Annotated in this window: 20 protein-coding genes; 14 read left to right on the top strand and 6 right to left on the bottom strand. The window is 65.0% G+C overall.

The genetic code is table 11. The features are described 5' to 3' along the window. Positions 1 to 4: 4 nt before the first annotated feature. The 8 genes from HTY51_RS13015 to HTY51_RS12980 all read left to right on the top strand — a co-directional run bounded on the left by HTY51_RS13015 (position 5) and on the right by HTY51_RS12980 (position 7557). Entirely contained in the window at positions 5 to 958 is a 954-nt protein-coding gene (locus HTY51_RS13015; RefSeq protein WP_371733831.1) for a BMP family protein, read from the top strand. A 5-nt stretch (positions 959 to 963) separates the two neighbouring features. Then, positions 964 to 2577, top strand: coding sequence for an ABC transporter ATP-binding protein (locus HTY51_RS13010; protein ID WP_174253120.1), 1614 nt, complete (start codon positions 964 to 966; stop codon positions 2575 to 2577). After that, positions 2574 to 3653 (top strand): ABC transporter permease, encoded by a 1080-nt coding sequence (locus tag HTY51_RS13005; protein WP_174253119.1) that lies wholly within the window; start codon positions 2574 to 2576, stop codon positions 3651 to 3653. The genes HTY51_RS13010 and HTY51_RS13005 overlap by 4 nt, the downstream gene beginning before the upstream one ends. Next, positions 3650 to 4573 (top strand): ABC transporter permease, encoded by a 924-nt coding sequence (locus HTY51_RS13000; protein ID WP_174253118.1) that lies wholly within the window; start codon positions 3650 to 3652, stop codon positions 4571 to 4573. Before HTY51_RS13005 ends, HTY51_RS13000 begins: the two co-directional genes overlap by 4 nt. A gap of 1 nt (position 4574) precedes the next feature. Continuing rightward, positions 4575 to 4787: a DUF4089 domain-containing protein gene (locus tag HTY51_RS12995; protein WP_174253117.1), complete on the top strand. Its 213-nt coding sequence runs from the start codon at positions 4575 to 4577 to the stop codon at positions 4785 to 4787. Next, a complete protein-coding gene (locus tag HTY51_RS12990; protein ID WP_174253116.1) occupies positions 4784 to 6166 on the top strand; it encodes an AtzE family amidohydrolase in 1383 nt (460 codons plus the stop codon). Before HTY51_RS12995 ends, HTY51_RS12990 begins: the two co-directional genes overlap by 4 nt. Beyond that, positions 6163 to 6828: a cysteine hydrolase family protein gene (locus HTY51_RS12985; protein WP_174253115.1), complete on the top strand. Its 666-nt coding sequence runs from the start codon at positions 6163 to 6165 to the stop codon at positions 6826 to 6828. The genes HTY51_RS12990 and HTY51_RS12985 overlap by 4 nt, the downstream gene beginning before the upstream one ends. Positions 6829 to 6906: 78 nt before the next feature. Then, positions 6907 to 7557 carry a GntR family transcriptional regulator gene (locus HTY51_RS12980; protein ID WP_174254279.1) on the top strand — a complete coding sequence of 217 codons (651 nt, stop codon included), beginning with the start codon at positions 6907 to 6909 and terminating at the stop codon, positions 7555 to 7557. Between the two features lie 71 nt (positions 7558 to 7628). On the opposite strand, the gene HTY51_RS12975 is transcribed toward HTY51_RS12980, so the two are convergent. The 4 genes from HTY51_RS12975 to HTY51_RS12960 all read right to left on the bottom strand — a co-directional run bounded on the left by HTY51_RS12975 (position 7629) and on the right by HTY51_RS12960 (position 10249). After that, positions 7629 to 8129, bottom strand: a complete 501-nt coding sequence (locus HTY51_RS12975) for a TPM domain-containing protein (RefSeq protein WP_174253114.1) — start codon at positions 8127 to 8129, stop codon at positions 7629 to 7631. A gap of 2 nt (positions 8130 to 8131) precedes the next feature. After that, positions 8132 to 8944, bottom strand: a complete 813-nt coding sequence (locus HTY51_RS12970; RefSeq protein ID WP_174254278.1) for a YgcG family protein — start codon at positions 8942 to 8944, stop codon at positions 8132 to 8134. A gap of 86 nt (positions 8945 to 9030) precedes the next feature. After that, positions 9031 to 9648: a LemA family protein gene (locus tag HTY51_RS12965; protein ID WP_174253113.1), complete on the bottom strand. Its 618-nt coding sequence runs from the start codon at positions 9646 to 9648 to the stop codon at positions 9031 to 9033. Positions 9649 to 9898: 250 nt separating this feature from the next. After that, positions 9899 to 10249, bottom strand: coding sequence for a single-stranded DNA-binding protein (locus tag HTY51_RS12960; protein WP_174253112.1), 351 nt, complete (start codon positions 10247 to 10249; stop codon positions 9899 to 9901). A gap of 237 nt (positions 10250 to 10486) precedes the next feature. Between HTY51_RS12960 and HTY51_RS12955 the strand changes: the two genes are divergently transcribed. Together HTY51_RS12955 and HTY51_RS12950 are read left to right on the top strand one after the other, a co-directional pair. Continuing rightward, positions 10487 to 11425, top strand: coding sequence for an SIR2 family protein (locus HTY51_RS12955; protein WP_174253111.1), 939 nt, complete (start codon positions 10487 to 10489; stop codon positions 11423 to 11425). Continuing rightward, a complete protein-coding gene (locus HTY51_RS12950) occupies positions 11418 to 14240 on the top strand; it encodes a hypothetical protein (protein WP_174253110.1) in 2823 nt (940 codons plus the stop codon). The genes HTY51_RS12955 and HTY51_RS12950 overlap by 8 nt, the downstream gene beginning before the upstream one ends. A 229-nt stretch (positions 14241 to 14469) precedes the next feature. Here HTY51_RS12950 and HTY51_RS12945 read toward each other — a convergent pair whose 3' ends face one another. Continuing rightward, positions 14470 to 15987 carry a CYTH and CHAD domain-containing protein gene (locus HTY51_RS12945; RefSeq protein WP_174253109.1) on the bottom strand — a complete coding sequence of 506 codons (1518 nt, stop codon included), beginning with the start codon at positions 15985 to 15987 and terminating at the stop codon, positions 14470 to 14472. Between the two features lie 53 nt (positions 15988 to 16040). Continuing rightward, positions 16041 to 16850, bottom strand: coding sequence for a polyphosphate kinase 2 (gene ppk2, locus HTY51_RS12940; protein ID WP_174253108.1), 810 nt, complete (start codon positions 16848 to 16850; stop codon positions 16041 to 16043). Between the two features lie 194 nt (positions 16851 to 17044). On the opposite strand from ppk2, the gene urtA reads away from it, so the two are divergent. The 4 genes from urtA to urtD all read left to right on the top strand — a co-directional run bounded on the left by urtA (position 17045) and on the right by urtD (position 22001). Continuing rightward, positions 17045 to 18313 (top strand): urea ABC transporter substrate-binding protein, encoded by a 1269-nt coding sequence (gene urtA / locus HTY51_RS12935; protein WP_174253107.1) that lies wholly within the window; start codon positions 17045 to 17047, stop codon positions 18311 to 18313. Between the two features lie 102 nt (positions 18314 to 18415). After that, positions 18416 to 19990 (top strand): urea ABC transporter permease subunit UrtB, encoded by a 1575-nt coding sequence (gene urtB / locus HTY51_RS12930; protein WP_174253106.1) that lies wholly within the window; start codon positions 18416 to 18418, stop codon positions 19988 to 19990. 2 nt (positions 19991 to 19992) lie between these two features. Beyond that, positions 19993 to 21123, top strand: coding sequence for an urea ABC transporter permease subunit UrtC (urtC, locus tag HTY51_RS12925; protein WP_174253105.1), 1131 nt, complete (start codon positions 19993 to 19995; stop codon positions 21121 to 21123). Then, a complete protein-coding gene (gene urtD / locus HTY51_RS12920) occupies positions 21120 to 22001 on the top strand; it encodes an urea ABC transporter ATP-binding protein UrtD (RefSeq protein WP_174253104.1) in 882 nt (293 codons plus the stop codon). Before urtC ends, urtD begins: the two co-directional genes overlap by 4 nt. Positions 22002 to 22153 lie beyond the last annotated feature (152 nt).

The raw sequence follows: 22153 nt of genomic DNA, 5'->3' as shown, positions 1-22153 counted from the left end.
CCGTATGTTCACCCTGGCCGCCGTTGCCGCAGCTGCGTTCACGCTGGCCGGGCCCGCACAGGCAGCCGATCCGGTGACGGTCGGCATCCTGATCCCCGGCTCCAAATCCGACAAGGGCTGGATGGAGTCCGGCTACGACGGCCTGGTGGCCGCGCAGAAGGAGTACGGCGCCAAGGTCAAGGTGCAGATGATCGAGAACATCAACTACGCCGACATGGAGCAGGCCCTGACCAACCTGGCCAGCAAGAACACGCTGGTGATCGGCGTGGGCGGCCAGACGCAGGCCGCGGTGTTGAAAGTCTCCAAGCGCTTCCCCAAGACGAAGTTCTCCATCGTGGGCGGCAACAAAGGTGAAGAGCTGGCCAACGTGGCGGGTTACGACGTGAAGCAGGCCGAGATCGCCTTCGTGGCCGGCGCTGCCGCGGCCATGCTGTCCAAGAACGGTGCCGTGAGCTACGTGGGCGGCATGGAGATCCCCTCCATCGTCAACGCCGGCAAGGAGTTCGGCAACGGCGCCAAGTACATCAACCCCAAGATCAAGTACTTCGAGAACTACACCGGCGATTTCGACAACGTCGCCAAGTCCAAGGAAGCCACGCTGGCCGCCATCGCCCAGGGCGCCGACGTGCACTATCACATCCTGAACCTGGGCCTGCGCGGCATGGAGCAGGCGGCCAAGGAGAAGGGCACCAAGATCGTCGGCAGCTACACCGACCGCTGCGGCAGCGACCCGCTGTACCCGGCCTACAGCATCACCGGCGTGGGTTACCAGGTGCAGTACGCCATCTCCGAGGCCGTCAAGGGCACGTGGAAGGCGGGTTACAAACCCTTCGGCCTGGCCATGGGCCCCAAGGCCTCCGACATGGTGGTCTGCGGCGCCACGCCCGCGATGAAGACCAAGCTGGAAGAGATCAAGAAGGACATCCAGAGCGGCAAGATCAAGGTGCTGGAAGGCTGAACACCGTGCGCACCGAGGCTGTCACCGGCGAGGCTGCAGGCGCGACGTCGCAAGACGTCGCGCCCCTGCTGCGCATCGACGGCCTGGCCAAACGCTTCGGCTCGCTGCAGGCGCTGGCCGACGTGTCGCTGGCGCTGATGCCCGGTGAGGTGCATTGCCTGCTGGGCGAAAACGGCGCGGGCAAGTCCACGCTGTGCAACCTGGTGTTCGGCGTGCACGGCCCGGACGCCGGCACCATGACGCTGGCCGGTGCGCCCTACACCCCGCATTCGCCGGCCGATGCGCTGGCCCAGGGCATCGCCATGGTCCACCAGCACTTCAGCCTGGTGCCGGACCTGACGGTGGTCGACAACATGCTGCTGGGCCAGTCGCGCGGCGTGCTCGACCGCAAGGCCTGTGCCGCCAGGCTGGAGACCATGCGCGAACGCTACGGGCTCGCGCTCGACCCTTATGCGCGCATCCAGGATCTGTCGGTGGGCGAGCGCCAGCGCGTCGAGATCGTCAAGTGCCTGGTGCGCGAGCCCCGGCTGCTGGTGCTGGACGAACCCACCGCCGTGCTGCTGCCCGCTGAGATCGAGGCTTTGCTCGCGGTCTGCGAGCGTGTGGCCGCGCAGGGCTGCGGGGTGGTGCTGGTCACGCACAAGCTGGCCGAGATCCGCCTGGTGGCGCGCCGCGCCACCGTGCTGCGCGGTGGGCGTGTGGTCGCGCGTTCCGATGCGCCGGCGCAGGAGATCGACCTGCTGGTGCGCGCCATGATCCAGCGCGACCTGCAGGCGCCCGCCAGCACCACGACGCCCGAGCGCAGCGTGAAGCAGGTGGTCCACGAAACACTGCCGCCGCGCGAGATGGCGCTGCTGGCCGATGGCCTGACCGTGCGCGATGCTGATGGTGTTTTGCGCCTGGACAATTTCACGCTGATGGTTGCGCCGGGCGAGATCGTCGCCGTCGCGGGCGTGGAGGGCAATGGCCAGAGTGAACTCGGTGCCGTGCTCTCCGGCATGCTCAAGCCCAGCGAAGGCCGTTTCCACATCTTCGGCGAGGAGATGACGGGCAAGAGCCCCAAGACCCTGACGGCCGCCGGCTGCGGCGTGGTGCCCGAAGACCGCCACGCCCTGGCCTGCGTGACCGGCATGAACGTGGCCGAGAACATGATGCTCGACCGCCTGGGCCGCTACAAAAAATACGGCCTGCTGGACCGCGAGGCCCTGAACCGCGCCGCGCGCGAGCTGATGCAGCGTTTCGACGTGCGCGCCGCCGGCCCCGAGGTGGCCTTCGGCGGCCTCTCCGGCGGCAACCAGCAGAAGGCCGTGCTGGCGCGCGAACTCACGCTCGAACCCCTGCGTTTCCTGCTGGCGGCCCAGCCCACCCGCGGCCTGGACGTGGGCGCGGTGGAAGCCATCTATGGCCACATCCGCGCGGTGGCCGCGCGTGGTGTGGGTGTGCTGCTGATCTCGTCGGAACTGGAAGAACTGCTGGCCGTGGCCGACCGCATCGTCGTGCTCTACCGCGGCCGCCTCATGGGCACTTGCAATGCCGACCCGGCCGAGCGCCCGCGCATCGGCGCCTGGATGGCCGGGCAGGAAACACCGGCAGCGCTGCCTGAGGAGGCCCTGGCATGAGCACCGCACTCACCCTGTGGCGCAGCGTGCGGCCCGGCCCCGCGCTGGGCATGTCGGTGGCCGCCGTCGCGGCGGCCCTGCTGATCGGCGGCGTACTGGTGGCGCTCATGGGTGTGTCCGTGGGCGAGGCCGTGGCCGCTTTTGCCGACGGGGCCTGGGGCTCGCCCTACGCCCTGGCGGCCTCGATCAACCGCGCGCTGGTGCTGATGCTCGTGGGCCTGGGCTTCGTGCTGGCCGAACGCGCCAGCCTCACCAATGTCGGCGGGGAAGGGCAGATCGCCGTGGGCGGCATTGCTGCCACGGCCTTCGCGCTCTGGCCACCGGTGGCCGGCCTGCCCTGGGGCCTGGCCTTCATCGTGCCCATGCTCGGCGCCTGCCTGGCGGGCGCGCTGTGGGGCGGCGTTGCGGGCGTGCTCAAGGTCAAGGCCGGCACCAACGAAGTGATCGCCACGCTGCTGCTGTCTTTCATCGCGGTGTGGCTGGTCTACGGCAGCGTGCAGAGTGAACAGCTGCTGCGCCGGCCCATGACGACCTCGGCCACGCTGCCCGAGTCGCTGGAGATTCCGCTGGCCACCCAGCTGCCGCTGCTGCTGGGGGATGCCTCGGTGCCGCTGCATGCGGGCCTGCCCATCGGACTGGTGTTTGCAGTGGTGGTGGCCGTGGTACTTGGTTTCACGGTGCTGGGCCTGCGCCTGCGCGCCACGGGTTTGAACGCGCGCGCCGCGCGCCGCGCCGGCATGGCGGTAGACCGGCTCACCGTGGGTGTGCTCTGCGCGGCAGGTGCGCTGGGCGGCCTGGCCGGCGCCTGCATGTTGCAGGGCGAGCAGTACACGCTGAAGGCCGGCTTCTCCTCGGGTTACGGTTTCGACGGCCTGGTCGTGGGCCTGCTGGCGCGCGGCTCGGTGCCGGGGGTGATCGCCGGTTCGCTGCTGTTCGGCTTCCTGCGCTCGGGCGGCATCAATATGGAAATGGTGGCGCAGGTGCCCACCGCGCTGGTGGTGGTGATCCAAGGCCTGATCATCGTGATCCTGGCCGGCGCGGCGCTCGCCATCCAGCGCATGGAGGCCCGCCGATGATCGAACCCGAACTCGCCGCCGTCTTCGTCGGCTCCAGCATCCGCCTGGCCGCGCCCCTGCTGCTGGCCGCCACCGGCGAACTCGTGAGCGAACGCGCGGGCGTGCTCAATATGAGTGTGGAAGGCATGATGCTCACCGGCGCCTTCGCGGGCGCCGTGGGCTCCTGGGCCACGGGTTCGCCCCTCATCGGCCTGGCCCTGGGCGTGCTGTGTGTGCTGCCCATCGCCTGGCTGCAGGCTTTCCTGAGCATCACGCTGCGCGCCAACCAGATCGTCACCGGCATCGGCATCAACATCCTGGTGCTGGGCGCCACCACCCTGGGTTACCGCGCCCTGTTTGGCAGCCGATCGCGCGCCGAGATCCCGGGCCTGGACAAGTGGGCTCCGCCCGGCCTGGCCGACATTCCGCTGCTGGGCGAGCATGTGTTCCACCAGACCTGGCTGCTCTACGGGGCCGTGCTGCTGGTGATAGTCGTGGCCTGGGTCATGCGCTCGACCTCGCTGGGCCTGGCGCTGCACGCCGCGGGCACGGCACCGCAGGCGGCGGCCAACTCCGGGCTCAAGGTCACGCGCATACGCTACGGCGCGGTGCTGTTCACCGGTTTCATGTCGGCGCTGGCGGGCTGCTTCCTGTCGATTGGCGACATCCACACCTTCACCGAAGGCATGACCGGCGGCGCCGGTTACCTGGCCATCGCCGCGGTGATCTTCGGCAACTGGAAGCTGGGCCGCACCCTGCTGGCCTGCGGCCTCTTCGGCGCGGCCACGGCCCTGCAGTTCCAGCTGCCCGCCATGGGCGTGCAGGTGCCCAGCGCCCTGCTCATCATGCTGCCCTATGTGCTGGCACTGCTGGCCGTGGGCGGGCTGGTGGGCCGTCAGGTCGCCCCCGCCGCACTCACCCGTCCCTACACAGGCCACTGAGATGAACGAAGAAGAAGTCCTCGCCTACGTCCGCGCGACCGCGCGCGCGCTGGAGCTGCCGCTCGACGAAGCACGCGCCCAGGCCGTGGCCCTGCACCTGGGCCGCACGGCCGCGCTGGCGCAGCTGCTCGAAGCCATGCCCCTGGGGGTCGAAGACGAACTGGCCGAGATCTACCGGCCGGCCCCCTTTCCGCAGCAGGACCCGGCCCCATGAACAGCACCGAACTGTTGCACGTCATCCGCAGCGGCGCCCTGTCGGCCGTCCAGGCCTGTGAAAACGCCATCGCGCGCATCGAAGCCACCGAGCCCCGGGTCAATGCGTTCACCGGCCGCACGTTGGCGCGCGCGCGCGCCGAAGCCGCGGCTATCGACCAGCGCCGTGCGCGCGGTGAGGCGCTGCCCGCACTGGCCGGGCTGCCCTATGCCGTGAAGAACCTCTTTGACATCGAAGGCCTCACCACCCTGGCCGGCTCCAAGGTCAACCACGGCCTGCCGCCGGCCCACGCCGACGCGGTGCTGGTGCAGCGCCTGCAGGCGGCCGGCGCCGTGCTGCTGGGCGGCCTCAACATGGACGAGTACGCCTACGGCTTCACCACCGAGAACACGCACTACGGCCCATGCCGCAATCCGCACGATGGCACGCGCATCGCCGGCGGTTCCTCCGGCGGCAGCGGTGCCGCGGTGGCCGCGGGGCAGGTGCCGCTGACGCTGGGTTCGGACACCAACGGTTCCATCCGCGTGCCGTCCTCGCTGTGCGGCGTGTGGGGGCTCAAGCCCACCTTCGGTCGCCTGTCGCGGCGCGGCAGCTATCCCTTTGTGCACAGCATCGACCACCTCGGCCCGATCGCCGATCGCGTGGAGACCCTGGCCCTGGCCTACGACGCCATGCAGGGCCCCGACCCGCTGGACCCCGGTTGCCATGCGCTGCGCGTGCAGCCGGTTGCGCCCACGCTCCTCAATGGCCTCAAAGGTTTGCGGATCGGCGTGCTGGGCGGCTATTTCCACGAAAACGCCAGCGCCCCGGCACGCGAAGCCGTGGCGCGGGTAGCGCAGGCGCTGGGCGCGCGCGGTGAGGCCAGCTGGCCCGATGCCGCTGCCGGGCGCGCTGCCGCTTTCATCATCTCTGCCAGCGAAGGCGGTAGCCTGCACCTGGCCGACTTGCGCCAGCGCGCGCAGGATTTCGAGCCGCTCTCGGTGGACCGCTTCATCGCCGGCGCCCTGCAGCCCGCGCACTGGTACCTGCGTGCGCAGCGTTACCGCCGTGTCTACCGCGACCGCGTCAACGCCCTGTTCGCCGACTGGGACCTGCTGCTGTGCGCTGCCACGCCGGTGAGCGCGCCGCAGATCGGCCAGGAGTGGATCGAGGTGAACGGCCAGAAACATCCCACCCGGCCCTCCATGGGCCTGCTGACCCAGCCCGTCTCTTTTGCCGGTTGCCCCGTGGTGGCCGCGCCGCTCTGGCCCCAGGGCACGGGCGGCCTGCCCATCGGCGTGCAGATCATTGCCGCACCCTGGCGCGAAGACCTCGCGCTGCGCGCGGCCGCCGCCTTGCAGGCCGCCGGCGTGGCCGGCCCCAAGGAGCCCCCGCTGTGAAGACCATCGCCGCCCAGCCCTTCGCCTACGCCTTCGAGCCCGCGCACACCGCGCTGGTCATCATCGACATGCAGCGCGACTTCATCGAGCCCGGGGGCTTCGGCGAGACGCTGGGCAACGACGTATCGCTGCTCGAAGCCATCGTGCCGGCCTGCCAGTCTGTGTTGCTGGCCTGGCGCGCGGCGGGTGGTCTGGTGGTGCACACCCGCGAGGCGCACCGCACTGATCTTTCCGACTGCCCCCCAGCCAAGCGCAACCGTGGCAACCCGACACTGCGCATCGGCGACGCCGGCCCCATGGGGCGCATCCTGGTGATGGGCGAGCCGGGCAACCAGATCATCCCGGCGCTGGCGCCCATCGCGGGCGAGCTCGTGATCGACAAGCCGGGCAAGGGCGCCTTCTACGCCACCGGCCTGCACGAGATGCTGCAGGCCCGCGGCATCACGCACCTGCTGTTCATGGGCGTGACCACCGAGGTCTGTGTGCAGACTTCCATGCGCGAGGCCAACGACCGCGGCTACGACAGCCTGCTGCTGGAGGACTGCACCGAGAGCTACTTCCCCGCCTTCAAGGCCGCTGCCGTGGAAATGATGCGCGCGCAGGGCGCCATCGTCGGATGGACCGCCGGCAGCGGCCAGCTGCTGGCTGCCCTGCAACGCTGATAGAGTGAGCCTGTGGTCACCACCAGCCGTCGCTCCCCCCGCCAAACTGACGCGCCCGTTTTCCACTCGCGTGCCGAGATGGTCTACGAGCAGCTCAAGCGCGATGTGGCCGACTTCAAGCTCGTGCCGGGCGACCGCTTCACCGAGAACGAACTCAGCGAGCGCCTGGGTGTGTCGCGCACGCCGGTGCGCCAGGCCCTGTTCCGCCTGCAGCAGGAAGGCTACGTCGAAGTGCTGTTCCGCAATGGCTGGCGTGTGCTGCCCTTCGACTTCGAGCAGTTCGAGCAGCTCTACGACCTGCGCATGGTGCTGGAGACCACGGCCGTGCAGCGCCTGTGCGCCGACGACGCCAGGATAGACCGCGAACTGCTCGCGCAGCTCGCGGCGATCTGGCTGGTGCCTGCCGCCGAGCGCAGCGCCGACATCCGCCAGGTGGCGCAGTGGGACGAAGACTTCCACTGCACCCTGGTGGCCGCCGCCGGCAATGCCGAGATGACCCGTGTGCACCGCGACGTGACCGAACGCATCCGCATCATCCGCCGGCTCGACTTCACCAAGCAGGCCCGCATCGACGCGACCTACGAGGAACACGCCAAGATCCTGCGCGCCATCCAGCGCAAGCGCAGCGACCCGGCCGTGATGCTGCTGCGCGCTCACATCCAGACCAGCCAGGCCGAGGTGCGCAAGATCACCCTGCACCAGGTGCACCTGGCGCGCCGCGCCGCCTGAGGGCTCAGGCGCCGATCGCAGCGCGGGTTACGCCATCGGCCGTATGGCGCGCGGTCGGCCGGGCTGACATCTCAGGACAGCACGGCCGGTTCGTCCGGCAATTCATTCGGGTGCCCGCCGCGGTAGGGGAAGTGTTTCTTCAAGGCCTGCGCCACCGCTGCAACGCCCAGCAGCGCGCCCGAGCGGTAATCGGCCTGCCCGAAGGCCGTATCCATCTGCCGGCAGATGGCGCTCCAGGTTTCCGTGCCCTCGTGCGCGTGGATGCCGCGGTCGGCAACGATCTCCACCGCGTGGTCCGCCAGCAGCACATAGATAAGCACGCCGTTGTTGTGCTGCGTGTCCCAGACCCGCAGCTCGGAAAACACGTCGATGGCGCGTTCGCGCGGGCTCGTGCCGCGCAGCAGGGCCCCGGGTTCCAGCGAGGCCTCCACCGCAAAGCGGATCTCGCCGCCGTGCCCGCTTTCCGCGACACGGATCGCCTCGGCAATGGCCGTCATCGTCGCGCGCGGGAAGGCGCGCCGCACGCTCCAGTCGGAAGTCAGCAGGTGTCGGGTCCAGCGTTGCAGGTTCATGCTTACCACCGCCCCGAGGAGCCGCCCCCGCCGAAACCGCCACCCCCGCCGCCCCTGAAACCACCGCCGCCGAAGCCGCCGCCAAAGCCACCCCCGCGATGACTGCCGCCGCCTATGCCGCCGCGCAGCAGGGAGCTCCCACCCAGCAGGGTGACGACGAAGCCGATCACGGCGCCGATCAGCGCAATGAAGATGACACCGGACAGGTACCAGACGATCAGCCCCAGGAGGCCCGCCGCCACGGCAGCACCCGGCAGGCGCCCCAGCATGGCGCGCAAGACCCCGCCTGCCACCACGGCGATCATCAGCAGCAGCGGGGCCATGCCGCCGAGATCGAAGGACGCATCGCCCGCGCGCCGGGCTGGCGCCGGCAGCGCTTCACCGTCCATCAGCTTGATCATCTGCGAGACGCTGGCGTCGATGCCGCCATAAAAGTCGCCCTGCTTGAAGCGGGGCACGATCACGTCGTTGATGATGCGATGGGTGATGGCGTCGCTCAGCACGCCTTCCAGGCCGTAACCCACCTCGATGCGCACGCTGCGGTCATTCTTGGCCACGAGCAGGAGCACCCCGTCGTCCACTGATCTGCGCCCGAGCTTCCACTGCTCGACGACGCGGATCGCGTAGGGCTCGATGGCCTCGGGCCGGGTGGTGGGCACGATCAGCACCGCCAGCTGGCTGCCCTTGCGCTCGTCGAAGGCCCGCAGCCGGCTCTCCAGGCCCGCCCGCTGCTCGGGCGTCAGGGTCGCGGTGAGGTCGGTCACCAGGGCCTGCAGCGGGGGAACGGGGACCAGCTCATCGGCCGCGTGCGCCATCCCCCAGGGGAAGGCCACGAGCCACAGCAGGGCGGCCAGCGTCCCGGCCCAGCGCCGCAGCGCTCGGATGCCTGGGGCGGCAGGGTTCAACGTGCGGCCTCGGGCTGCTTGGCCGGGCCACCAAAATCCACCTTCGGCGGGGTGGCCAGTTCTTTTTCATCAGCGACCGTGAAGCTGGGCTTGATCGAATAGCCGAAGACCATGGCCGTCAGATTGGTGGGGAAGCTGCGCACCGCCACGTTGTACTCCTGCACGGCCTTGATGTAGCGGTTGCGGGCCACCGTGATGCGGTTCTCGGTGCCCTCCAGCTGGGCGCGCAGCTCCTGGAAGCCCTGGTTGGCCTTGAGCTGCGGGTAGTTTTCGCTGACCACCAGCAGGCGGCTCAGCGCGCCGGAGAGTGAGTTCTGTGCGGCCTGGAACTTCTGGAAGGCCTCGGGGTTGTTGACCAGCTCCGGCGTGGCCTGGATGCTGGTGGCCCGGGCGCGGGCCTCCACGACCCGGGTCAGCGTTTCCTGCTCGAAGTTGGCCTCGCCCTTGACGGTGTTGACGATGTTGGGAATCAGGTCGGCCCGCCGCTGGTACTGGTTCAGCACCTCGGCCCAGCTGGCCTTGATCTGCTCGTCGGTAGTCTGGAAGGTGTTGTAGCCGCAGCCCGAGAGGCTGAACACGGCCAGGGTCAACAGCAAGACTTGCAATCTGCGCATTTCGTTTCTCCGGTGAATCCGGCAATGCTAGGACCTTGCCGGTGAGGTGTCCAGTTCCGTTTCACGCCTCGCCGGCGCCGGGTGCTAACGCACGATCGCCACGTAGGCGCGCAGCAGGAGCGAGCTTAGCTTCAGCGGCGCATTCTTCAGCCAGCCCGGCACCCAGGCCGGTGCGTTCATGGAAACGCGCGTGGCCCAGCGGATCACCGGGCGCAGCCAGCCGGGGGTGGGGATGACGCGTTGCGGGGCTTCATGGGGTTTCCGTCGGGTTCGATGCGCCGCCCAAGTTGGCGCGCTTGCGGTCCACATGGTAGACCGTCAGCACCTGGCTGGCCACCATGTCCAGCGCGGGCCGGGTGTTGCCCTGCTTGTCGGTCCAGACCTTGGGCGTCAGCGCGCCAGACAGGGCCAGTGTGTCACCCTCGTCCAGCGCCAGCAGGGCCGCGCAGGCCTCGGCAGCGAAGGTAATCACGTTGACGATCAGGCTCTCGCCTTCACCGGGCGTGGCCTTTACCTTGGCGAGCACGAACGATGTGTCGTTCTTGCCCTGGCGCTGTTCCGCCAGGCCCACCAGGGTGCCGGTTATGAGGCCTTCGATCATTGCTGTCCTAGGAGTTTTTGGGGGGGATTGTCACCGATGGGAGGTGGCCCGTCGTGACGGATCGCGGTCAGGAATCAGTCGCTCCTGCATGTTTCCCCCGCCTTGCTGACCCATCACATGTTCATCATAGGCCACAGCGCTATCATTGAATGGCCTGCAAAGGCGACCAAGTAAGACCATCCGTTGAGTAAAAGGTGAGTCGTGCCTATCTAGGCTGGCGCGCATCAGGGGATCACGATGAAGAAGATAGGCAAGGTTCCAGATCTCCGGGAGATCATTCCACCTCCAGAGGAGGTTATCCAAGCAGGTCTAGATGGGAACTTGGTCCTCTTTGTAGGTGCAGGAGTCTCGCGACTACTTGAACTGCCATCTTGGCAAGGCCTGGCGAAATGCGTGCTTGACGATCTAAGAAAAGAGTCCTTACTCAACTACTCGGAAATCGAGCAACTTCAATCCCTGGATCCGAAACGACAGCTTTCTATTGCAAAGCTAATTTCGGAGCAGAGTGAAATCCCTCTAGATATAGGCAAGCATCTATCTGGCAAGACGGAGGGTAACAGCATCTATAAAGCCATTAACGACATTGGCTGTTCGTGTGTAACCACGAACTACGACGAACTCCTGGCGCCTCGATATTTGAGAAAGTCGGACGGATCGGAAACGCCGGCCCCAACGAATCGGGTCGCAGAGCGCGATAAGTTCTATGCAAAGCTGTTAAATGAAGCTGGAACAGTTGTTCATCTCCATGGGTGCATTAGCAAGCCAGAGACGATGATAGTCACCACAAAAGAGTATCTTGAGCACTACGACCACGGAAATGTCCAAGAGTTCCTGGGCGAGATGTTCGAGAAAAAGACAGTGGTCTTCCTTGGCTACGGTCTAGAAGAGGCGGAAATTCTTGAGCACATTCTGCGCCGCGGTCGGAGCAAAGACACGAAGGACCGCCGACGTTTTTCCATTCAAGGGTTCTTTCGCAGTCAACAACCTCTATATGACAAGCTGCACAACTACTACGAAAGGTCCTTTGGTGTACACCTCCTTGGATTTATCCGAGATCACGAAGACTACTACGGTTTGGTATCCACCATTGAGTCGTGGGCTGCCCAGATTGAGATTCGTGAGCCACCATTAGTGGCTGATGTCGAGTTCATGGACGAGGTGCTGCGCCATGGATGAGCTTTCCGTCAAAGAGAAAGATCTTCTGGAGCGGATAAAGGCAAAACCGGAACTTAGAACTCTATTCTTCAGAAGAGTCAAAGGCCTCAAATGGTTTGATGAGCTGTATGACGCCGGGTACTTCGCGGCAGGCAACATTCCCGCTCCGGTTCCGGCCAAGGAGGAGGGTTACGTCAATATTCCCTACTGGGAGGCTGTGAACTATTTGGTCAGCACGGTTGCGGAAGTGACGGATCAGTCTGCGGCTGTATATGCACCACGTTTCTTGGCGATCATCGCTGATGCCACAGCATATGCAAAAGCGAATGGCTTTAGCAACTATCGTGTGTGGTGGAGCTTTGCTGAAGTGATTTCACAGATCCCAGTGGAGTTCGTAACACTAGAGCATCTCGAAGCGGTTAACTACTGGATGGAAGATAAGTATGACCGTGGTCTTGTTTCGGAAATTGTTGCTACGAAGTGGTTTCCTAAGCTTTTGGAGAATGCGGATAGCCACGCCCTAGAACTCGCCCAAAGGTTGCTGGACGTGCTGTTCGAGATCGATTACTCCATCGAAGAGGTGGCGGGAAGATCGAAGAAGAGGGCGCAGCTCAGATTCGACCATTACCGAGCTGAGAAGATCGCCAAGAAAATTTCTGATCTGGCTGGTCGTCGGCTTGGCGCGGTTGCTGTTCTAGCCTTTGAGCTAAAACTCACACGGTTGTTGCAGGAGTTAGGCAATGACACATGGTCCGCTGTCTGGCAGCCGGCCATCGAAGAGCACGAACAAAATGCTTACCGAGATCGCGCAGAGAATGTCCTTCTTGAGGCCTACAGAGACGCACTCTGCGGTTACATGGATGCCAATGCTGCAGAAGCATGCGACTACGCTCGATCTTTGCTTGAGAAACCGTATCAGACTCTCGTCAGAGTGGCCATTTACTGTATTGACAGGAACTACCGACAGTGTTTGTCCCTCGCTGGGGATCTGATTAACGGGGGGTTTCTACAGGCCAATTTCCGTCACGAAATTTGGCACTTTCTAAGTCGAAACTATGGGGAGTTTGACGCAGCACAGAAGCAGCGTGTGTTGACAGAAATTGCCAAGAAAGTCCGCCTAGATGACAACGGCGCAGTACTGGAGGTCGCCTCGGCCTATGAGAGGTCGACTTGGCTTGCTGCAATTAAGGATCTTGGAGCGGAGGAAGCCGCTCGGTACCAAGAGGCTGTCCGAGTTGCTGGTGTTGAGCCAGATCATCCTGACTTCTCTAGCTATTCGTCAGCAGGGCGGGTTGATCAGAAGTCGCCGTATTCCGCAGAGGAACTTGGTTCTCTTTCTCCGGATGAACTGGCGAAGACACTGCGTGAGTACCGTAGTGGAGGTGGATGGCAAGAGCCGGGGATTGAAGGACTGTCTAAAGCGGTGAAGCAGACGTTCAAGAGCGCACCCCTGAAATACTGTGATCAGCTGGACAGTTTCAAAGAACTCGATTTGGCATACGTATATTCCATCATCGAGGCATATCGTGAATTGTGGAGTGAGAAGGCCGGCTTGCCATGGGACGGGCTTTGGAAGAGCCTTTTAGAGTACATCGCGGCGATTTTGAAGCAGGATCTATTCTGGCAATCTGGAAACGCCGAAAGACGCAAGGAGTTTGTGGCCAATCGATACTGGGTTGTGGGTTCAATCGCACGTTTGCTCGAAGCAGGAGCGAAGTCGGATGATCACGCTTTTCCTGAGAAATATCACACCGATGTAGAAGCTCTGCTAAGACTCATTCTTGAAAGGGAGGAGGGGGAGATCATCGACGCTGATAGTGATGCAGTGTCTGTAGCCATCAACAGTCCACGTGGTCAAACAATCGAAGCGCTAATTAATTTGGCGCTTAGGGCTTGTCGTTTACAGGACCGGTTGAATACCCGTGATCACAGCGAAGCGTGGGAAAGATACCGTTGTTACTTTGATGCAGAGCTAGAGCGCTCGAAGAAAGGTGTCTACGAGTTTGCAGTTCTGGTCACGAACTACTTGCCCAACTTTCTGTACATGTCGAATGAGTGGGTTATTGGAAACTTGTCGCGAATCTTCGACCAAGCGGACTATATGAGATGGTCCTGCGCAATTCAGGGCTACTCTTATGTGAGTACGGTTTATCAGGAGATATACAGTTTTCTAAAAGTACACGGTGATATCTTGCGAGTTCTAGACGACAAGATCATCAAAGATCGAGTCGAGGAGAGGTTCTTACAGCACATCGTGGTTGCTTATGTAAATGATTATGAGTCTCTAGATGACGAGAATGGCCTCATGCGTGCTGTGTTGAATCGAGCAGTCTTCGATGAGTTGCAGCACCTGATCTGGTTTACTTGGACGCTTCGCAAAGAAGATGATGGAAAGACGAGGAAGAAAGTCTATGCACTCTGGCCACTAGTCCTTGGAAAGATGAATTTTTCGAGGAAAGAGGATCGAAAGTTGGCTTCCCACCTTTGTCACTGGGCGGGGTTCGTGGATCATCTCGATGAAGAGCGAAAGAAGCTGCTTGCTGCTATCGCGCCTTATGCTGGCGAAGCTCATAACTCATATGACTTGCTGGTGAACTTGGCACGAATCAGTGAAAGGCAGCCTTTTGAAGCAAACGAGATATGGCGAACGATGCTGCAAGGGGCGGCCGAGGACTACCCTGAGGAAGCTATAAAGAAACTACTCGTCAGCTTGGTGGAGCAAGGCCCTGTCGGTGTTAGGGAAGCGCGAGAGACTGTAAGCCTATATCTCCAGAAGGGGATGATCCGCCCATCTGAGTGGCTTACCGAGATTGTTGAGTCTTCAAAGATTCAATGAGATTCCGTGGCGTGTTGGCGCCATATCTAGGCATCATCGGCTGCCACTGCTCCCGTTCCTCGTTCCCGTAGAGCTCCGTACGCCGTCCGGCGCATTCCCGCTTCCCCCTCCCATTCCTGAAGTGCCTCCATCGCAGCGCCCGGAGCCGGCCAGCGTTCCACGCTCGACGTGCAAGCCAAGTCGGGCTGCCTCGCCCATCCGGCAGCGACGCAGCGCGTGCGGGCTGGCCTTAGCACTGCCGGCCCGGCGCCTCTCTCCCCACCGCCACCCCCCGCAGAAATTCCGCAAGCCCGCGGTTGGCTTCCAGCGTGGTGGCCAGTGTGCTGGCCAGCATGAGGTCGCGGGTCGCGCCCAGGGTGGTCTGCAGGCTGGTCGCCTGTTCGTACCAACGCTCCGTGCGCTGTCTGGGCAGCAGGGGGCGCAGGGACTCGATGGCATAACGTTGCCGTTTGGCGAGGATGCGCACGCGGTGCTGCTGCGTGGGGCTGGGCGCCTGCTTCAGCGCGCGCTTGAGCTGCCGGTGCAGATGCACCAGGCGTTGCCGGGCCCAGCGGGTCAGCGGCTCGGGGGGAGCGGCGTCTGCGCTGCCTGCGGGCGGCAGGGCCGACAGGCCTTCGATCCACTGTGTGGTGGCCAGCAGGCAGGCGCCGACGGCCGGGGCCTGGAGCGCGAAGCGCACCGCCTTGCGCGCCAGCGTGGTGGCCTGCAGCAGGGACGCCTCCAGCGCCTGCCATGCCTCGGCGCGCTGCGGGTCGCCGGCCGCGTAGGCGGCGGCCAGTGGCGGCAGCGTGTCGATGCGGGCAACGTCCAGATCCCGCAGTTCACCCAGAAAGGTCAGCAGGGTTTGCAGCGGCAGCCGGGACGGCGGCGGCGTTTCGGCGGGCAGGGCGGTGCGGAACAGCCGGCAAGCGCTGCGAAAACGCCGCCAGCCCACGCGCGCCTGGTGCACCACTTCCGCATCGTCCGAATGGCGCAGGGCCGACAGATTGGCCGTGAACTGGCTGAAGCTTTCGCGCAGCACCCGCTGGGCGGCCTGCGCCACCGACAGCTTGGCGCCCAGCGCGGGCGGCTGGGCGCGTTGCGGCATGTCGATGACACCCTGGGCCAGGGCGTAGCCGCGCTGGGCCTTGCTCTGGCTCGCCGGCAGCACGGCGATGTCGCGTGCGATGAGTTGCGCAAGGTCGAACAGGGCCTGGGGCGGGCCGGCCAGCAGTTCCAGCTCCAGCTCGCAGATGGGGCTGCGCTGATCGCCGGCCTCGATGTGGCCGATGTCCAGCGCCACCTCGACCACGCTGCCATTGCGCCGGCGCACGGTCCAGAGGGTGCGCTGGAAGGTGGTGACGAAGCAGGGCTCCAGCGCGCGGAAGATCGCGCCGTCCGGGTCGAGGCGGGACCAGGGGGTCTCTTTGAGGGCGCGGCGCTGCAGGGCGGCGCCGGGCACGGGCACTTCCCATTCGCCGCGCTGGCTCAGGGCCGAATCTTCCTGGCCGCCGGTCTTGAGCGTCTGCAGCCAGCGCGGCCGCTTCTCGCTGCCGACGCGGCGCAGGCGCAGCGCCACCCGTTGCTGGCGCAGGGCCTGCGCGGGCGTGTCGTAGTAGATGTTGTGCAGGCGCTGTGTGCTGGCCTGGCGCCGCGCCAGTAGCGGCAGGCGTGCCAGCCGCTGGGCCAGGGCGGCGGGGTCCGGGGCCGGCAGGGCCAGCTTGAGTTCGATTTCCCCGGCGGGGTGGGGGGTGTCGGGGCGTTTCATGGGCTCAGTTCCCCGCGGGTGGACCGGGTGTCATGCGCGGACCACAGCAGCGCTCAGTCCGCCGCCGCGATGGGCTTGAGCGGCGTGCCGAAGGTCTCGCGCAGGGGCTTGTGGCCCAGGGGCGGGAACTTGACCAGGGACTGGGGCACCTTGCGCTCCGGGATGTGGTCGAGCAGGTGGTGGATCAGCGTGAGCCGGCCGCGCCGCTGGTCGTTGAAGTCCACCAGCACCCAGGGCGTCTGCTTGCTGTGCGTGGCTTTGAGCATGGCGTCGCGCGCCTTGCCGTATTCGGCGTATTTGGTGCGAGCCTGCACGTCGATGGGGCTGAGTTTCCAGCGCTTGAGCGGGTCGGCCACGCGCTCGGCGAAACGCTCCTCCTGCTGCTCCTGGTCCACCGTGAGCCAGTACTTGAAGAGCAGGATGCCGTCGTCGACCAGCATGCGCTCGAACACGGGGGCCTGCTTCAGGAAGGCCTCGGTCTCGGCCTCGGTGCAGAAATTCATCACGCGCTCGACACCAGCGCGGTTGTACCAGCTGCGGTCAAACAGCACGATCTCGCCGGCCGCCGGCAGGTGCGGCACGTAACGCTGGAAATACCATTGCGTCTTCTCTCGCTCGCTCGGCTTGGACAGCGCCACCGTGTGGCACTGGCGCGGGCTCAGGGTGTCGGAGATTGCGGCAATCACGCCGCCCTTGCCGGCCGTGTCGCGGCCCTCGATCACCACGACCAGGCGCTTGCCGGTGTGCTGCAGCCAGCGGGCCACGTCGTTCAACTCCAGCTGCAGCGCCGCGAGCTGCTCGTAGTAGTCGTCCTTGCCGAGCTTGTCGGATTTGCCGTTCTTGCCGTTTTTCGACTTCTTCATGGTCGCATCGTAGCGGAGGCGCAGCGCCAACTCAATGGATGCCGGCCCTGGCCGCCCGGGGCCGCCGCGTACGCCGTCCGGCGTATTCCCGCTTCCGCCTCCCCTCCCTAAAGTGACTCCATCGCCGCCCCCTTGCCGTTTCCCCGGCCAGGCGCGGCGAGCGGGATCTTGTTCAACCACCTGGAGTCACCCACATGCAACGTCGATTTACCCTCAAGGCGCTGGCTGCTGCCACCGCTGTCTCTACCCTGGGCCTGGCCTCCATGGCCGCCCACGCTGCCGACACCATCAAGGTGGGCGTGCTGCACAGCCTGTCGGGCACCATGGCCATTTCCGAGACGGTTCTGAAAGACACCGTGCTCATGGCCATCGAAGAGATCAACGCCAAGGGCGGTGTGCTGGGCAAGAAGCTCGAACCCGTGGTGGTGGACCCGGCCTCCAACTGGCCGCTGTTCGCCGAGAAGACCAAACAGCTGCTGGGCCAGGACAAGGTCTCGGTGATCTTCGGCTGCTGGACCTCCGTCTCGCGCAAGTCGGTGCTGCCGGTCGTGGAAGAAATGAACGGCCTGCTGTTCTACCCCGTGCAGTACGAGGGTGAGGAGCTGTCCAAGAACGTGTTCTACACCGGTGCCGCGCCCAACCAGCAGGCCATCCCCGCCGTGGACTACCTGATGAGCAAGGACGGCGGCGGCGCCAAGCGCTGGGTGCTGCTGGGTACCGACTACGTCTACCCCCGCACCACCAACAAGATCCTGCGCGCCTACCTGAAAGCTAAGGGCGTGAAGGACAGCGACATCGACGAGAAGTACACCCCCTTCGGCCACAGCGATTACCAGACCATCGTGGCCGACATCAAGAAGTTCTCGGCCGGCGGCAAGACCGCGGTGGTGTCCACCATCAACGGCGACTCCAACGTGCCCTTCTACAAGGAACTGGGCAACGCCGGCCTGAAGGCCAAAGACGTGCCGGTCGTCGCCTTCTCCGTGGGTGAGGAAGAGCTGCGTGGTGTGGACACCAAGCCGCTGGTGGGCCACCTGGCTGCCTGGAACTACTTCATGTCCATCAAGAACAAGGACAACGACGCCTTCACCAAGAAGTGGGCCGCTTACGCCAAGGCCAAGAACATCGCCGGCCACAAGGACAAGCCGCTGACCAACGACCCGATGGAAGCCACCTACATCGGCATCTATATGTGGAAGCAGGCCGTCGAGAAGGCCAAGACCACCGATGTGGACGCCGTGATCAAGGCCATGGCCGGCCAGACCTTCAAGGCACCCTCGGGCATCGTGAGCAAGATGGACGAGAAGAACCACCACCTGCACAAGAGCGTGTTCATCGGCGAGATCAAGGCCGACGGCCAGTTCAACGTGGTGTGGAAGACCCCGGGCCCGGTCAAGGCCAAGCCCTGGTCTCCGTACATCGAAGGCAATGACAAGAAGAAGGACGAGCCCGAGAAAAAGTAAGCGCTTCGCCTGAAGGATGCCCGCTACGGCGGGCATCCCTTCCCGGAGACGGGATTTGCAGCGTGGGCGCGGCCCCCCGTGCCCACCCTACAGGTTCTTTCAATGTCCAGATATTTATTGCTGTCACTCGCCGCGCTGCTGTGCGCGGCCCCCGCCCAGGCCCTGACGCCCGCAGAGGCGCAGGCCATCGTCATCGGCGAGACCGATGGTCGTATCACGGCCCTGCAGCAGGCCGTGCTGAACCCCGACGAACGCAAGGCCGCGCTGCTGCAGGCCCTGGCCGATGACGCCGTCAAGGTGGCCGGCGGCAAGGTCTACATCGTGCGCGACGACAAGGCCACGGACCCGGCCACGGGCGAGGCTGTGGCCCTGCCTGACGACGCCGAAGACGTCATCAACAACAACCGCATGCGCGGCGAGATCGACACCGCGCTGGCGGTGCTCAAGCTGTTCAGCCCCGATGTCAAGCTGCGTGGGGACGCCGCCCGCGCCATGCTCAAGGAACCCGATGCCGGGCGCCTGCCGCTGCTGGACAAGGCCCTGGCCGGTGAGCAGGACGAAGGCGTGCGCGCGGTGCTGGCGCTGGCGCGCGCGGCCGTGCTGCTGGCCAGCGAGGACAAGTCGCAGCGCCTGAGCGCCGCCGGTGCGCTGGCGCAGAGCCGCACGCCCGACACCAAGCTGCTGCTCAACGAGCGGCTCTCGGTGGAGGCCGATGCCGAGGTCAAGGCGCAACTGCAGTCCGCCATCCGCCAGATCGACGACAGCCTGCGTTGGGGCGAACGCCTGGGCGCCATGTTCACGGGCTTGAGCCTGGGCAGCATCCTGCTGCTGGCCGCGCTGGGCCTGGCCATCACCTACGGGCTGATGGGCGTGATCAATATGGCGCACGGCGAGCTCATCATGATCGGCGCCTACGCCACCTGGGTCGTGCAGGGCGTGTTCCAGAAATACCTGCCGGGCGCCTTCGACTGGTACCTGGTGGCGGCGGTGCCGGTGGCCTTCGCGGTCTCGGCCGGTGTGGGCGCGGTGCTGGAGCGCAGCGTGATCCGTTTCCTCTACGGCCGTCCGCTGGAGACGCTCTTGGCCACCTGGGGCATCAGCCTGGTGCTGATGCAGGGGGTGCGTACGCTGTTCGGCGCGCAGAACGTGGCGGTGGAAAACCCGGCCTGGATGAGCGGGGGCTGGCAGCTGCTGTCCAACCTCACGCTGCCCTACAACCGCCTGGTCATCATCGCCTTTGCGCTGGCCGTGCTGGCCGGCATGGCCCTGCTGATCGGGCGCACGCGCCTGGGCCTGTTCGTGCGTGGCGTCACGCAGAACCGTCCCATTGCCTCCTGCATGGGTGTGAACACGGCGCGCATCGACACCTATGCCTTCTCCCTGGGCTCGGGCATCGCCGGCCTGGCCGGCTGTGCCCTGAGCCAGGTGGGCAATGTGGGGCCGGACCTGGGGCAGAACTACATCGTCGACTCCTTCATGGTCGTGGTGCTGGGCGGCGTAGGCCAGCTGGCCGGCACCGTGTACGCCGCGCTGGGCCTGGGCGTGCTCAACAAATTCCTCGAAGGCTGGACGGGTGCCGTGCTGGCCAAGATCACCGTGCTGGTGTTCATCATCATCTTCATCCAGAAACGTCCGCAGGGGATCTTCGCGATGAAAGGCCGGAGCGCGGAAGCCTGACCATGAGCCAAGTTCAACTCCCCGCCACCGCGCCCCTGCTCACCCGCAAGGGCTGGAGCGCCTTCCTGGTCGCGCTGCTGGCCGTCTGCGCGCTGGCGCCCGTGCTCAACCTGCTGGTGCCCGAGGGCAGCATGTTCCACCTGAGCGACTACGCCGTGGCCCTGCTGGGCCGCATCATGTGTTACGCCATCTGCGCGCTGGCCATGGACCTGATCTGGGGTTACACCGGCATCCTCTCGCTGGGCCACGGCCTGTTCTTCGCGCTGGGCGGTTACGTCATGGGCATGTACCTGATGCGCCAGATCGGCCGCGACGGCAACTACAAGAGTGATCTGCCCGACTTCATGGTCTTCCTGGACTGGAAGGATCTGCCCTGGCACTGGGCTCTGAGCGACAGCTTCATCGCCACCCTGTTGCTGGTCGTGCTGGTGCCCGGTGTGGTGGCCTTCGTGTTCGGCTACTTCGCCTTCCGCTCGCGCATCAAGGGTGTGTACTTCTCCATCATCACCCAGGCCATGACCTTCGCGGCCATGCTGCTCTTCTTCCGCAACGAGACGGGTTTTGGCGGCAACAACGGCTTCACCGACTTCAAGCGCATCCTGGGCCTGCCGATTGCCACGCACAACATGCGCATGGCCCTCTTCGTGCTGACGGGGCTCACGCTGCTGGCCTTCTTCCTGCTGGCGCGCTGGCTGGTGCGCGCCAAGTTCGGCCGGGTGCTGCAGGCCATCCGCGATGCCGAGAGCCGGGTGATGTTCTCGGGCTACAACCCGCTGGGCTACAAGCTCGCGATCTGGACGCTCTCGGCCGTGATGTGCGGCATCGCCGGCGCGCTCTACGTGCCGCAGGTGGGCATCATCAACCCGGGCGAGATGAGCCCGGCCAATTCCATCGAGATCGCCATCTGGGCGGCGGTGGGCGGGCGCGGCACGCTGGTGGGCCCCATCGTGGGCGCCTTCGTGGTCAGCGGCGCCAAGAGCTGGCTGACCGTGGCAGCTCCCGAGTTCTGGCTGTATTTCCTGGGCGGGCTCTTCATCGTGGTCACGCTCTTTTTGCCGAACGGCATCGTGGGCCTGGTGCAGAAACTCAGGGCCCTGAAAAAGGACAAGCCCGCCGTGGAGGAAACGACATGACGCCCGATCTGCTGGAACAGGGGGCGCAGCGTTATGCGGCCAGGATCGCGGCCCTGGACGCCGCCCGCCTGAACACCGCCGCCGGCGGCCAGACCGCGAGTTACGGCCGCGTCAAGGTGGCGGGCGAGGTGGACGTCACCCATGGCCGCATCCTCTACCTGGAGGATGTGAGCGTGAGCTTCGACGGCTTCAAGGCCATCAACAAGCTCAGCCTGGACATCGCGCCGGGCGAGCTGCGCTGCATCATCGGCCCCAATGGCGCGGGCAAGACCACGATGATGGACATCATCACCGGCAAGACCCGGCCCGACGAGGGCACGGTCTATTTCGGCTCCACCATCGACCTGCTGCGCCACAGCGAGGCCGAGATTGCCCAGCTGGGCATAGGCCGCAAGTTCCAGAAGCCCACGGTGTTCGAACAGCTCAGCGTGTTCGAGAACCTGGAACTCGCCCTGAAGACCGACAAGGGCGTCAAGTCCTCCATGTTCTTCCGCCTGGACTCGGCGCAGAGCGACCGCCTGGCCGAGGTGCTGCACACCATCCACCTGGCCGGCAGCGTGACCCGCCAGGCCGGTTTCCTGAGCCACGGCCAGAAACAGTGGCTGGAGATCGGCATGCTGCTGATGCAGGACCCCAAGCTCTTGCTGCTGGACGAGCCGGTGGCCGGCATGACGGACGAGGAAACCGCGCGGACGGCAGAACTGTTTTTGTCGCTCAAGGGCAAGCACTCCTTGATGGTGGTGGAGCACGACATGAGTTTCATCAAGGCGATCTCGGAGATCGTCACGGTGTTGTGTGATGGGTCTGTGTTGGCGCAGGGGACTTTGGAAGAAGTTCAGGCGGATGAGCGGGTGATTGAGGTTTATCTGGGGAGATGAGCTTGTTCACCTCTCTTCGCTTTTCTGGTGTCTTTGGCTCGGCTGCTTTGCCGGGTCTCGCCCCGGCGGGCGAGGTACTTTTCTTTGCTTCGCCAAAGCAAAGTACCCAAAAGAAAGGCGAGCCGGGTTCGTCGTCCCTCCGCTGCGCTGCG

It is taken from the genome of Rhodoferax sp. BAB1 (genome assembly GCF_013334205.1).
Classification (GTDB): domain Bacteria; phylum Pseudomonadota; class Gammaproteobacteria; order Burkholderiales; family Burkholderiaceae_C; genus Hylemonella.
This window is presented reverse-complemented; position numbering and strand designations above follow the sequence as displayed.

Bases quoted from the DNA above. Each gene is read 5' to 3' on its own strand.
- urtB (WP_174253106.1), top strand. From the start codon at position 18,416: ATGTCCAGATATTTATTGCTGTCACTCGCCGCGCTGCTGTGCGCGGCC.
- HTY51_RS12975 (WP_174253114.1), bottom strand. From the start codon at position 8,129: ATGAACCTGCAACGCTGGACCCGACACCTGCTGACTTCCGACTGGAGC.
- urtD (WP_174253104.1), top strand. From the start codon at position 21,120: ATGACGCCCGATCTGCTGGAACAGGGGGCGCAGCGTTATGCGGCCAGG.
- HTY51_RS13000 (WP_174253118.1), top strand. From the start codon at position 3,650: ATGATCGAACCCGAACTCGCCGCCGTCTTCGTCGGCTCCAGCATCCGC.
- HTY51_RS12995 (WP_174253117.1), top strand. From the start codon at position 4,575: ATGAACGAAGAAGAAGTCCTCGCCTACGTCCGCGCGACCGCGCGCGCG.
- HTY51_RS12960 (WP_174253112.1), bottom strand. From the start codon at position 10,249: ATGATCGAAGGCCTCATAACCGGCACCCTGGTGGGCCTGGCGGAACAG.
- urtC (WP_174253105.1), top strand. From the start codon at position 19,993: ATGAGCCAAGTTCAACTCCCCGCCACCGCGCCCCTGCTCACCCGCAAG.
- ppk2 (WP_174253108.1), bottom strand. From the start codon at position 16,850: ATGAAGAAGTCGAAAAACGGCAAGAACGGCAAATCCGACAAGCTCGGC.
- HTY51_RS12965 (WP_174253113.1), bottom strand. From the start codon at position 9,648: ATGCGCAGATTGCAAGTCTTGCTGTTGACCCTGGCCGTGTTCAGCCTC.
- HTY51_RS12945 (WP_174253109.1), bottom strand. From the start codon at position 15,987: ATGAAACGCCCCGACACCCCCCACCCCGCCGGGGAAATCGAACTCAAG.
- urtA (WP_174253107.1), top strand. From the start codon at position 17,045: ATGCAACGTCGATTTACCCTCAAGGCGCTGGCTGCTGCCACCGCTGTC.
- HTY51_RS12980 (WP_174254279.1), top strand. From the start codon at position 6,907: ATGGTCTACGAGCAGCTCAAGCGCGATGTGGCCGACTTCAAGCTCGTG.
- HTY51_RS13005 (WP_174253119.1), top strand. From the start codon at position 2,574: ATGAGCACCGCACTCACCCTGTGGCGCAGCGTGCGGCCCGGCCCCGCG.
- HTY51_RS12970 (WP_174254278.1), bottom strand. From the start codon at position 8,944: ATGGCGCACGCGGCCGATGAGCTGGTCCCCGTTCCCCCGCTGCAGGCC.
- HTY51_RS13015 (WP_371733831.1), top strand. From the start codon at position 5: ATGTTCACCCTGGCCGCCGTTGCCGCAGCTGCGTTCACGCTGGCCGGG.
- HTY51_RS12955 (WP_174253111.1), top strand. From the start codon at position 10,487: ATGAAGAAGATAGGCAAGGTTCCAGATCTCCGGGAGATCATTCCACCT.
- HTY51_RS12990 (WP_174253116.1), top strand. From the start codon at position 4,784: ATGAACAGCACCGAACTGTTGCACGTCATCCGCAGCGGCGCCCTGTCG.
- HTY51_RS12950 (WP_174253110.1), top strand. From the start codon at position 11,418: ATGGATGAGCTTTCCGTCAAAGAGAAAGATCTTCTGGAGCGGATAAAG.